General features: G+C 58.2%; 11 protein-coding genes. 7 read left to right on the top strand and 4 right to left on the bottom strand.

What is annotated here, in order from left to right:
* Positions 1–8: 8 nt before the first annotated feature.
* On the bottom strand, positions 9–2,324 hold the full coding sequence (locus tag FO014_RS08955) for a zinc/cadmium/mercury/lead-transporting ATPase (RefSeq protein ID WP_160029099.1): 2,316 nt from the start codon (positions 2,322–2,324) through the stop codon (positions 9–11).
* A 668-nt stretch (positions 2,325–2,992) separates the two neighbouring features.
* Between FO014_RS08955 and FO014_RS08950 the strand changes: the two genes are divergently transcribed.
* A complete protein-coding gene (locus FO014_RS08950) occupies positions 2,993–4,435 on the top strand; it encodes a serralysin family metalloprotease (RefSeq protein WP_160029097.1) in 1,443 nt (480 codons plus the stop codon).
* Between the two features lie 158 nt (positions 4,436–4,593).
* The gene (locus FO014_RS08945) at positions 4,594–4,908 is read left to right on the top strand and encodes an AprI/Inh family metalloprotease inhibitor (protein ID WP_232251578.1); all 315 of its coding nucleotides are present in this window, start codon (positions 4,594–4,596) and stop codon (positions 4,906–4,908) included.
* A gap of 31 nt (positions 4,909–4,939) precedes the next feature.
* Here FO014_RS08945 and FO014_RS08940 read toward each other — a convergent pair whose 3' ends face one another.
* A complete protein-coding gene (locus tag FO014_RS08940; protein WP_160029095.1) occupies positions 4,940–5,566 on the bottom strand; it encodes a lysoplasmalogenase in 627 nt (208 codons plus the stop codon).
* Positions 5,567–5,763: 197 nt separating this feature from the next.
* Between FO014_RS08940 and FO014_RS08935 the strand changes: the two genes are divergently transcribed.
* Positions 5,764–6,120: a DUF2500 domain-containing protein gene (locus FO014_RS08935; protein ID WP_160029093.1), complete on the top strand. Its 357-nt coding sequence runs from the start codon at positions 5,764–5,766 to the stop codon at positions 6,118–6,120.
* A 10-nt stretch (positions 6,121–6,130) separates the two neighbouring features.
* On the opposite strand, the gene FO014_RS08930 is transcribed toward FO014_RS08935, so the two are convergent.
* A complete protein-coding gene (locus FO014_RS08930) occupies positions 6,131–6,403 on the bottom strand; it encodes a DUF1145 family protein (RefSeq protein WP_105229370.1) in 273 nt (90 codons plus the stop codon).
* Positions 6,393–7,016, bottom strand: a complete 624-nt coding sequence (gene rsmD, locus FO014_RS08925; RefSeq protein ID WP_160029091.1) for a 16S rRNA (guanine(966)-N(2))-methyltransferase — start codon at positions 7,014–7,016, stop codon at positions 6,393–6,395. Before rsmD ends, FO014_RS08930 begins: the two co-directional genes overlap by 11 nt.
* 254 nt (positions 7,017–7,270) lie before the next feature.
* On the opposite strand from rsmD, the gene ftsY reads away from it, so the two are divergent.
* The 4 genes from ftsY to rpoH all read left to right on the top strand — a co-directional run bounded on the left by ftsY (position 7,271) and on the right by rpoH (position 11,908).
* On the top strand, positions 7,271–9,037 hold the full coding sequence (gene ftsY, locus FO014_RS08920) for a signal recognition particle-docking protein FtsY (RefSeq protein WP_160029089.1): 1,767 nt from the start codon (positions 7,271–7,273) through the stop codon (positions 9,035–9,037).
* Positions 9,038–9,042: 5 nt separating this feature from the next.
* Positions 9,043–9,714 (top strand): cell division ATP-binding protein FtsE, encoded by a 672-nt coding sequence (gene ftsE, locus FO014_RS08915; RefSeq protein ID WP_105229373.1) that lies wholly within the window; start codon positions 9,043–9,045, stop codon positions 9,712–9,714.
* Positions 9,704–10,657: a permease-like cell division protein FtsX gene (ftsX, locus tag FO014_RS08910; protein WP_160029087.1), complete on the top strand. Its 954-nt coding sequence runs from the start codon at positions 9,704–9,706 to the stop codon at positions 10,655–10,657. The genes ftsE and ftsX overlap by 11 nt, the downstream gene beginning before the upstream one ends.
* Before the next feature lie 393 nt (positions 10,658–11,050).
* Positions 11,051–11,908, top strand: a complete 858-nt coding sequence (gene rpoH / locus FO014_RS08905; RefSeq protein WP_105229375.1) for an RNA polymerase sigma factor RpoH — start codon at positions 11,051–11,053, stop codon at positions 11,906–11,908.
* The last annotated feature ends 23 nt before the right edge of the window (positions 11,909–11,931 follow it).

The following is an 11,931-nucleotide window of genomic DNA, read 5'->3' as shown; positions in this document are numbered from 1 at the left end:
CAATAAGATCACTGACGGACTTTTAACAGTCGGATTGCATTCAGCGTCACCAGCGCGGTGGCGCCGGAGTCGGCCAGCACCGCCAGCCACAGGCCGGTGATGCCCAGCAGGCTGGTAATCAGGAATATCCCTTTCAGCCCCAGCGCAATGGTGATGTTTTGCCGGATATTGGCGTGGGTGGCGCGCGAGATGTGCACCATTTCGGCGATACCCAGCAGGCGGTTGTGCGTCAGCGCCGCATCGGCGGTCTCCAGCGCGACGTCGGTGCCGCTGCCCATGGCAATACCGATGCTGGCGGCTTTCATTGCCGGCGCATCGTTGATGCCGTCGCCGAGCATCGCCGTCGGCCGTTGCCGGCTCAGTTCCGTCACCGCCGTGACCTTATCTTCCGGCAGCAGCCCGGCGCGGTAGTCGATGCCCAGCTCACGGGCGATGGCGGCCGCCGCGCGTGGGTTATCGCCGGTCAGCATGACGCCGCTAATGCCCATTTGGCTGAGCGCGGCTATCGCCTGTCGCGCATCGCTGCGCAGCGTATCGCGCAGGGCCAGCAGGCCGACGGGCTGATTATCCTCCAGCGCAACCACTACGGTTTTCCCTTCGCTTTCCAACTGTTCCAGACGCGTTTGCCAGGTAATGTCCAGCAGCCCCGGCGTCAGTTTGGCCGGTGCGCTGATGCGCACCGTTTTGCCGTCAAGCTGCCCCTCGATGCCCACGCCGGCCAGCGCGCGACGGTTGTCGGCCAGCGGCAGCGGTGCACCATATTGTTCGGCCCGACGAACGATCGCCTGCGCTAGCGGATGATGCGAACCGGCCTCGACCGCGGCCGCCAGCGTCAGCAGTTGCTGTTCGCTCAGTGCGCCGATTGGCAGCACGTCGGTGACCGTGGGTTTACCTTCGGTCAAGGTGCCGGTTTTATCAAACGCGATGGTTTGCACCTGTCCCAACTGTTCCAGGGCGGCGCCGCCTTTAATCAATGAGCCGCGGCGGGTGGCCGCCGCCAGGCCGGAGGTGATGGCCGCCGGCGTTGAAATCACCAGCGCGCACGGGCAACCGATCAGTAACAGCGTCAGGCCACGATAAATCCAGGTTTCCCATGGCTGGGCAAACAGCAGCGGCGGCAGCAGAATGACGGCCAGCGACAGCAGCATGATCGCCGGCGTGTAGTAGCGGCTGAAGCGGTCAAGGAAGCGCTCAATCGGCGCGCGGCGTTCTTCCGCCTCTTCAATCAGCTGCAGGATGCGGTCGATGGCATTCTTGCCCGGCTCGGAGACCACTTTCATCTGCACCGACTGATCGACCGACAGGCTGCCCGCCGCCACTTTTTCTCCCTGCTGGCGTTCCACCGGTACGGACTCGCCGGTCAGTGCACTTTCGTCAAAGCTGGCGAACGGGTCGATCAGCTCGGCATCGGCCGGCAGCCGGGCGCCGGGGGCGATTTCAATCACATCGCCCGGCCGCAGGCTGCTGACCGGTACACGCCGGCGCTGGCTGCCGTTCAGCAGCACCGCCTCTTCCGGCACCAGCGCCATCAGCGCGGTGACGCCGCGTCGCGCCCGGTTGGCGGCGTAGGATTCCAGCAGTTCGCCGACCATAAACAGCAACAGCACCATGGCCGCTTCGGCGGTGGCGCCGATAAACAGCGCGCCGATGGCGGCGACGCTCATCAGGGTTTCAATGGCGAACGGCGTACCGGAACGGATTAAACGCAGCGCTTTGCGCGCGATCGGTGCGAGCCCGACCAGCGTGGTGGCGATAAAGGCGATGTTGCCCCATTGCGGGTTGATGCGGTCTAGCACCACACTGAGGAGCATCAGCGCCGTCAGCAGAAGTAAAGGATAGTAGGGCGCAAAGCGCGATTCGCTTTCCGACGCCGGCTGCGGCGGGCCGCCGATGCCAAGCAGAGTAAAGCCGGCCTGCGCGACCGCATCCTGAACGCGTTGTCTGATATCGCTCTGCGCATCCACCACTAATTTCTCGGTGGCGAACAGTACGCGCGCGTTGTTGACACCGGGAATGGCGGTGACGGCATTCTCGATTTTTTTGGCGCAGCTTGGGCAATCCATGCCGTTGACCTTCCAACTAAAACGCTGGCTGCCGGCTGGGGGAGCGGCGGTTAACCTATCGCTTTCCTCATCCGGGTCGCCGCTGTCGCAGCAGCTTGCGCCGTGCTGATGCTGGTGCCCGTCGCCGCAGGCGTGACCAGCGGCGTCAGCCGGTTTTTCACTGCTGCAGCCGTGTTGGGTTTTGGCGTGGCTGTGGTTGCAACCGCAGCCGCCGTCATGGTGGTTGTGTTCGTGGTGCTGATGTTCTTGATGAGTATGCATAACGCCCCCAGGCAGTTAACGATCATTATCGTGGCAAACTTTACACCTTGGAGCCAACTCCAGAGTCAAGGGAAATACAATCGGCGAGTGATTAATTAATCAGGTCGGGTTTGTTTAGCATGCTAATAATATGAAACTCAACCCAGAGGTTTTTATTATTGATTTAGTCATTATTTCGCTTTCTATATTTAATTTTAATCACGTCGAATATGTTCGCTGCGGCTATTTAATTTGTGTTCAAAATAATATTTGTGATCAATTTATCATTTGATGAAATAAAACTTCAGGCAATATTAAAAGTACCAGCATGAAACACTCGTCGCCCAATGTGGCGTTCCTATTGGGCTTTATCTCTTTCTTGTTGTGATTTTTGTGTTTCATATGTGTATGTTTCCTGTTTTTTTAGATAAAAATACTTTCGAAATCATTTTAAAAAGTTTTTAATTCTGCGATTCATTCAATATCGCTATCTATACTTGGAAACGATTACCATTTGGGATGGTGATCTTATTTACTGATTGTTATGTATTAATTCCTTATCTATTCAAGCCATCACTGGCGCATACGCGTCTTCCCAGAGATCTGCGGGATGTACTTACGCAGTAACAGGGAAGGTTATGTTTATCTATTTGATCGTTAACGATCAAATAATGCGTGGAATCGAACCAATGCAATCGAAGAAAAAAGCGATAGAAGTGAATGAATCCAGCCTGGCGGCGACCAAAACTGGTTATGATGCCGTTAATGATTTACTGCATTATCACCAACGCGGTAATGGAATTCAAGTTAATGGCAAGGACTCATTTTCTACTGAAGAGGCCGGGTTATATATTACCCGAACTAACCAAACCTGGAATGGAAAAGGCGTATTTGATACCCCGGTAAAACTGACTTTCTCATTTCCCGACTATCAGTTCAATTCCGCCAATGACGGCGGCGATCGCGGGTTAAGCAAGTTCAGCGCTGAACAGCAGCAGCAGGCCAAACTGTCGCTGCAGTCCTGGTCTGATGTGGCCAATATCACTTTTACCGAGGTGTCCGGCACGCAGAAAGCCAACATTACCTTCGGCAACTACAGCCAGGATCAGTACGGCCAGACCGACTATGACACCCAGGCCTACGCCTGGCTGCCGGGCTCCGGCAGCGTCTCTGGTCAAAGCTGGTACAACATTAACCAGTCCAATATTCAGCATCCGGCCTCTGAAGATTACGGCCGTCAGACCTTTACCCATGAAATCGGTCATGCCTTAGGGCTGAGCCACCCTGGCGACTACAATGCCGGCCAGGGCAACCCTTCCTATCGCGACGCCAGCTATGCGGAAGACAGCCGCATGTTCAGCCTGATGAGCTACTGGAGCGAAAGCAACACCGGCGGCGACAACGGCGGCCATTATGCCGCCGGGCCGCTGCTGGATGACATTTCGGCGATCCAGCACCTGTACGGCGCCAATATGAGCACCCGCACTGGTGATACGGTATACGGCTTTAACTCCAACACCGATCGCGACTTTTTCAGCACCAGCAGCAACGCGGAAAAAGTGATCTTCTCCGTGTGGGATGCCGGCGGTAACGATACCTTTGACTTCTCCGGCTATAGCGCTGACCAGCGCATCAACCTGAACGAGACGTCATTCTCCGACGTTGGCGGGCTGAAGGGCAACGTGTCGATTGCGGCCGGCGTGACCATTGAGAACGCCATCGGCGGCTCCGGCAACGACGTGCTGGTCGGCAACCAAGCCGACAACGTGCTGAAAGGCGGTGCGGGCAATGACGTGCTGTTCGGCGGCGGCGGTGCCGATGAACTGTGGGGCGGCGCCGGCAATGACACCTTTGTGTTCTCTGCCGTCGGTGACTCCACCTCGGATGCGCCGGACTGGATCCGTGACTTCCAGAAGGGTATCGATAAAATCGATCTGTCATACTTTAACAAGGGCGGTGATGCGATTCACTTTGTCGACCAGTTCAGCGGCGCGGCGGGTGAGGCTCTGCTGACTTATGATGCCGCCAACAATGTCAGCGATTTGGCGGTGGACTTCGGCGGGCATAGCACGCCGGATTTCCTGGTGAAAATCGTTGGGCAGGCGGATGTCGCCACCGATTTTATCGTCTAGGCAGTAATCAGGCAGTTGCCGGTTGACCGGCAGGACGGGTGCGGCCCTTGTGCCGCGCCCGCCACGTTTACGGTGAACAGACCATGAGCAAACGACGGATGCGCGCCACCCTGGTGGTGGCCGCGATGATGACATATTGCATAACGACAGGAGCCGCTATGGCCAGCAGTTTGGTTCTTCCTTCCGCGCAGTCGCTGGCGGGTGAGTGGCAGGTCGCCAAGGGCGACACACAGTGCCGGGTTGCGTTGCGGGCGGACAAACAGCCGGCTGCCAACGGTTATCAGCTGCAGGATGCGCAGCAGTGTCTGCAGACGCTGCTGAGCGCGCCGGCGGCCGGCTGGCGTCCCGCACCGGACGGTATCGCGCTGCTGCAGGCCGACGGCAGCACGCTGGCGTTTTTTTCACGTGACGGCGATATTTATCGCCACCGCATCGGCGATGAGGACGGCCTGACGCTGAAGGCGCTGGACTGAATGGCGGGTTCGCGGCTGCGAACCCGTAAGCTTACAGATAGAGCGAACGCACGATCAGGAAGTGGCCGACAAAATAACAGAAGGCGACGATAGCGTCGGCGGCGCGAAACTTGGTGCGATAATGGCTCACCAGCCAGACAATGCTTGCCAGCAGCAGTAACGAGGTGCCGGTCAGCAACGAGAAACCGTAGTCGGTGCTGCGCAGGAAATATTGTTCCCCGGCCAGCCAGACCATCAGCAGCGTCATGCCGACGTAGGCAACGACCGCCCAGCGCTGTTCGGTAATGCGCGTCCACAGCGCCGCCAGCAGCAGTACGCCGATAATCAGCAGCGCCAGCGGCAGTGGCCAGAACAGGCTGAAGGTCATCTGGCTGGCGAAGCTGAGGGCATACAACAGATGAGCAAGGAAGAATGCGCCCAGGGCGTACAGTATCTGCTGGCGGGGCAACTGCAGCAAGGCATCGCCCGCCAGGGTTGCCAGCAGGCCAAAGACGATCAGATAACCGGCGGCGCCGAGCACCGGCGCCTGCCAGGCGAGCAGCAGCAATAGCAGCAGCGTGACGGGTTTGAACACCCAGCGCTGCCAGCCCGGGCCGCGATAGGCGGCGTCAACGTATAACCAACCGGAAAAGAATACGGCAAGGAATGGCCAACTCATATATCTTCCTTATTAGTCATCAGCGCCATAATCGGGCGGCGCGAAAAATGTCACCTGCGTCACTTCTTCAGTGTATACCTGGAATCAGGACCGCGATGTTATTTGTCCGGCTATAGAGAAGCACGTTGCGGTGCGGTAAGGTTTTTCACTGAGTGCTATGTTTACCCGCTTTTAGCAGCGAAGGGAATGGGAAAGAGATGAGTAAACCACCGCTGATTTTTATCGCCGTGGTGGCGCTGATTGCCATACTGGCAACGCAGCGTTACTTCAGCCAGCGTAAGCAGGAGGCGGCGAACGACCGCGAGCCGGTGCGCGCCACACAGGTTGTGGTGGGCGACAAGCGCGCCTTTGCGGCCAGCACCAACCGCTCGCGCCAGCGTGAGCATATCGTCAATGAGGCGATGCGCTATGAGGTGACCTTTCAGCCGCAGCGCGGTGGTGAAAATATTGTGGTGCGGCTGAAGCAGCCGCAGTATGACCCGATAACGCCCGGTGCGCACGGCACCCTGAAGATGCAGGGCACGCGCTTTATCTCTTTTACCGCGCAGCGGTAAATGCGGAAGGTTACTTCTTCTTCAGCGGCGGCTGTTTTTTCTGCCAGGCCAGCAGCTCAAACACGCCGAAAATAAAGATTTTGGCTTCCTGCCAGTAGCTGATGGGCTGATCCTTCGGCTGGGTGGATTTCAACAGCATCACCTGAAACCCGTGCATTATCACCATAAAGAACAGCGCCACGTCGATAAAGTACTTCAGCGGCTTGGGGAACGGGTGAATCAGGTTGGTCAGCAGGAAGCCCCATACGCATAACATCAGCAGGCGACCCAGATTAATCAGCATTTTCAGTTTTCTCTTTGGCGGAACGAATATAAAGACGATAGGCCACCTGTCCGGCGACCTTTTCACGGTGCAGCGCCCAGTTGGCCGGCACGTCGGCCGCGGCGCTTTCGGCCTCGGCCTCCACGTATACCCAGGCCTCATCGGCCAGCCAGCCTTGCTGCTCCAGCAGGGTGACGGTTTGCGCCAGCAGCCCCTTGCGGAACGGCGGATCGAGGAATACGACGTCATAGGCTGCGCCGGCGTTGGCCAGCCAGCTCAGCGCATTGGTATTGATCACCTGGCCGTTGCCGTTAAGCAGTGCCAGATTTTTTTCCAGCTGTTGGGCAACCGGGCGTTCGAATTCCAGCAGCGTGGCGCTGCCGGCGTAGCGTGACAGCGCTTCCAGCCCCAGCGCGCCGCTGCCGGCAAAACAGTCCAGGCAGCGCGCGCCCTGAATCACCGGCGCCAGCCAGTTAAACAGCGTCTCACGCACCCGATCGGTGGTAGGCCGCAGCCCGGCGCTGTTCGGCACCGGTAATTTACGTCCGCGCCACTGGCCGCCGATAATGCGGATTTGTCCGGCAGCCGCCGCCTGTGCTTTGCGGGGCGCGGGCCGCGACGATAGTCTTGCCATAAAAAGTCTTAATGTATTTCGCAGATCGAGAAAAGTTAACGCTATTCTAACGGGGAGAACGCCCCGGGGAAATAGCGCGCTGTCTGGCAATTTGCGGTTTATGCGGCGGGATGTGCCGGCGAAGAGGCGTCGAACAACGGCCATTGGCGGATTTTCACCTGCCGGATGCGTGTTGCTCCGCGAGGGAAAGTGATAGACTCGGGGGTTAAATTATTTTCGTTATTCAGCCATTGGTACGGAGTTAGGGTCACAGCATGGCAAAAGAAAAGAAACGTGGGTTTTTCTCCTGGCTGGGTTTCGGCCAAAAAGAAGAGAAACAGCCGGAACCGCAGGCAGAACAGGCCGAATCTGAAGCGCCGGCGGTAGAACCTGCGCCGGCGACCACGCTGGATGATAAGCTCCCCGCGCAGGAGTCCGAGCCTGCTGCTTCTGTCGATCTGCCGGGTGAATGGGACGGCAGCACCGAACAGGTTGCCGAAAATGTGCCGGATATCACGGCGCACGCTACGCCGGCGGCAGAAGCGCAGGAAGAAGACGCCGAGGCGGCGTCGGAAAGCGCCGCGCCGGTGTATACGCAGGACGAGATCGTTGAGGCGGTGATGCCGCAGGCGGAAGCGGATGCGCCGCAGGTCGATGATATGACGGCAAGCGATGCCAAACCTGCCGAGAGCATCGACACGGCCGCGCCGGACATCGCCGAGCTGCTGGTGAAGAAGGACGCTGCGCCGGAACATGCGCCGCAGCCCGAACGCGCCATACCGGAAGCGGAAGCTGAGCCGGTTGCAGAAGTTGAACCGGTTGCGGAAGCTGAGCCGGTTGCGGAAGTTGAACCGGTTGCGGAAGCTGAACCGGTTGCAGAAGCTGAACCGGTTGTAGAAGCTGAACCGGTTGTAGAAGCTGAACCGGTTGCGGAAGCCGAGCCGGTTGCGGAAGCTGAGCCGGTTGCGGAAGCTGAGCCGGTTGCGGAAGCTGAGCCGGTTGCGGAAGCTGAGCCGGTTGCGGAAGCTGAGCCGGTTGTCGAAGTTGAACCGGTTGCGGAAGCTGAACCGGAGGTCGTGGCGGTAGCGCCGGCGGCGTCGCAGGAACAGGAGCGGCCGACCAAAGAAGGCTTCTTCGCCCGCTTGAAACGCAGCCTGGTTAAGACCAAACAGAACCTAGGGTCCGGTTTTGTCGGCCTGTTCCGCGGCAAGAAGATCGACGACGATCTGTTTGAAGAGCTGGAAGAACAGCTGCTGATCGCCGACGTTGGCGTGGAAACCACCAGTAAAATCATCAGTTCCCTCACTCAGCACGCCAGCCGTAAACAGCTGAAAGACGCTGAAGCGCTGTACGGCAAGCTGAAGGAGGAAATGTCCGAAATTCTGGCCAAGGTTGATCAACCGCTGGATGTCGGTGGTAAAACGCCGTATGTCATTCTGATGGTGGGTGTTAACGGCGTCGGCAAAACCACCACTATCGGTAAACTGGCGCGTCAGTTCCAGGCCGAGGGTAAATCGGTGATGCTGGCGGCGGGGGATACCTTCCGCGCCGCAGCGGTAGAGCAGCTGCAGGTGTGGGGCGAACGTAATCACATTCCGGTGGTGGCGCAGCATACCGGCGCTGATTCCGCCTCGGTGATTTTCGATGCGGTGCAGGCGGCCAAGGCGCGCGGCGTCGACGTACTGATTGCCGATACCGCCGGACGTTTGCAGAATAAAGCCCACCTGATGGAAGAGTTGAAGAAGATCGTCCGGGTAATGAAAAAACTGGACGAGGACGCCCCCCATGAGGTTATGCTGACGCTGGACGCCAGTACCGGTCAAAATGCGGTCAGCCAGGCGAAATTATTTAATGAAGCCGTAGGGTTAACCGGCATCACGCTGACTAAACTGGACGGTACCGCCAAGGGCGGGGTGATCTTCGCCATTGCCGATCAGTTCGGCATTCCGATTCGCTATATCGGCGTTGGCGAAGGCATCGAAGATTTGCGGCCGTTTAAGGCTGACGATTTTATTGAGGCACTTTTTGCCCGAGAGGATTAATACGGATGATTCGCTTTGAACAGGTCAGTAAAGCTTATCTGGGCGGGCGTCAGGCGTTGCAGGGGGTGGATTTTCATCTGCGCCCGGCAGAAATGGCGTTTCTGACCGGCCATTCCGGGGCGGGTAAGAGTACCCTGCTGAAGCTGATATGCGGCATCGAACGGCCGAGCGCCGGCCATATCTGGTTCGCCGGTCATGACATCAGCCGGCTGAGAAACAGCGAGGTGCCGTTCCTGCGCCGCCAGATCGGCATGATTTTCCAGGATCACCATCTGCTGCTGGACCGCACGGTGTATGACAACGTGGCGATGCCGCTGATTATCGCCGGCGCCAGCAGCGAAGATATCCGCCGTCGCGTGTCGGCGGCGCTGGACAAGGTAGGCCTGCTGGACAAAGCGAAGAACTTTCCGATCCAGCTGTCCGGCGGTGAACAGCAGCGCGTGGGCATCGCCCGTGCGGTGGTGAACAAACCGGCGGTGCTGCTGGCGGATGAACCGACCGGCAACCTGGACGACGCGCTGTCGGAAGGCATCCTACGCCTGTTTGAAGAGTTTAACCGCGTTGGGGTAACCGTCCTGATGGCGACCCACGACACCGGGCTGATCGCCCGCCGTAATTACCGTATTCTGACGCTCAGCCAGGGCCGCATGATAGGAGGAGCGCAGCATGGCGAATAGTAAAAAAACCGCCAAGAGCAAGGCGCTGCGCGGCGGCTGGCGCGAACAGTGGCGCTATGCGTGGATGAATGCGATCAAAGACATGCTGCGTCAGCCGCTGGCGACGTTGCTGACGGTGATGGTGATCGCCATCTCTCTGACGCTGCCGAGCGTGTGCTACATCGTGTGGAAAAACGTCAGCACGGCGGCAACCCAATGGTATCCGACACCGCAGCTGACGGTGTATCTCGATAAATCGCTCGACGATGACGCTGCGGTCAAGGTGCTGGACGCCATCAAGGCCGAAGCGGGCGTCGAGAAGGTGAACTACCTGTCGCGCGAAGAAGCGCTCGGCGAGTTCCGCAACTGGTCCGGCTTCGGCGGGGCGCTGGATATGCTGGAAGAGAACCCGCTGCCGGCGGTGGCGATTATCACGCCGAAAATGGACTTCCAGAGTTCAGACACCCTGAATACGCTGCGCGAGCGCGTAACGGCGGTGCAGGGCGTGGATGAAGTGCGTATGGACGACAGCTGGTTTGCCCGCCTGGCGGCGTTGACCGGGCTGGTGGGTCAGGTGGCGGCCATTATCGGCATTCTGATGGTGGTGGCGGTGTTCCTGGTGATCGGCAACAGCGTGCGTCTGAGCATCTTCAGCCGGCGCGACACCATCAACGTGATGAAGCTTATCGGCGCGACCGACGGCTTTATTCTGCGGCCGTTTCTTAACGGCGGCGCGATGCTGGGCTTCTTCGGCGCGCTGCTGTCGCTGATTCTGTCCGGCGCGCTGGTGTGGCAGCTGGAGTCGGTGGTGGCCGGCGTGGCGAAGGTGTTCGGCACCACCTTTACGCTGCACGGGCTGGGTTGGGACGAGGCATTACTGCTGTTGATCATCTCTGCGATGATCGGCTGGATTGCCGCCTGGTTGGCCACCGTGCAACATTTACGCCGATTTACACCACAGTAAAAAATTTTTTGATATACTCTTCTCCTGCTGCGTTTGCCGTGTTGCAGGAGAAGAGCCATCTCGGATCTTCTGGGATCCCGCCTCTGCTCAAGCGCACGAATTCCCTATCTGGCCGTCAGTTCATCGCGTATTGTCATGAACATTGCGATCGAAAAACGGTGAACTTTTAGGGTAGAGCACGGTCAAAAATTGCAGCAAATGTTAAGGTGCCCGGCGTGTGGAACCGTTTTGCAATGATCACCGTAAATCAATGACTCCCCGCCAAACAGATACTCAACAGGCTCAATCGGCAACCGACAAACCTCCTTACAGAGGCTTGGCAGCAACAGCGTTGTGATGTGCAGCAGCAGTATCGTCACCTGTACGATCGGTTTTATTAGAGAGAGGGTTTGAATGACCAAAGAAATGCAAACTTTAGCCTTAGTACCCCAAGGCAGCTTGGAAGCCTATGTTCGGGCCGCCAACGCCTATCCGATGCTTACGGCAGAGGAAGAGCGGGAGCTGGCTGAACGGCTGCATTACCAGGGCGATTTGGATGCGGCCAAGCAGCTGATCCTGTCTCACCTGCGCTTTGTCGCTCATATTGCCCGTAATTACTCGGGTTACGGCCTGCCGCAGGCGGACCTGATCCAGGAAGGTAATATCGGCCTGATGAAAGCTGTGCGCCGTTTTAATCCGGAAGTTGGCGTGCGTCTGGTTTCCTTTGCGGTGCATTGGATCAAGGCAGAAATTCACGAATACGTACTGCGTAACTGGCGTATCGTCAAAGTCGCTACTACCAAGGCGCAGCGCAAGCTGTTCTTTAACCTGCGTAAAACCAAGCAGCGTCTGGGCTGGTTCAACCAGGACGAAGTCGAGCTGGTGGCGCGTGAGCTGGGCGTATCCAGCAAAGACGTGCGCGAGATGGAATCCCGCATGGCGGCGCAGGACATGACCTTCGACCCGACGCCGGACGACGAAGCGCGCGACGGCCAGTCGATGGCGCCGGTGCTGTACCTGCAGGACAAAACGTCTGACTTCGCCGAAGGTATCGAAGAAGACAACTGGGAGAGCAACGCCGCCGACAAGCTGGCCTATGCGCTGGAAGGTCTGGATGAGCGTAGCCAACATATTATTCGCGCCCGCTGGCTGGACGATGAGAACAAGTCCACCCTGCAGGAACTGGCCGACCGCTACGGCGTTTCCGCCGAGCGTGTGCGTCAGTTGGAAAAGAACGCCATGAAAAAACTGAAAATGGCGATCGAAGCATAATTGCTGATGCAGTCAAAAAACCC

The sequence above is a fragment of the Serratia rhizosphaerae genome (genome assembly GCF_009817885.1).
Classification (GTDB): domain Bacteria; phylum Pseudomonadota; class Gammaproteobacteria; order Enterobacterales; family Enterobacteriaceae; genus Serratia_B; species Serratia_B rhizosphaerae.
The sequence above is the reverse complement of the archived record's forward strand: the minus strand, read 5'-3'. Positions and strand labels throughout refer to the sequence as shown.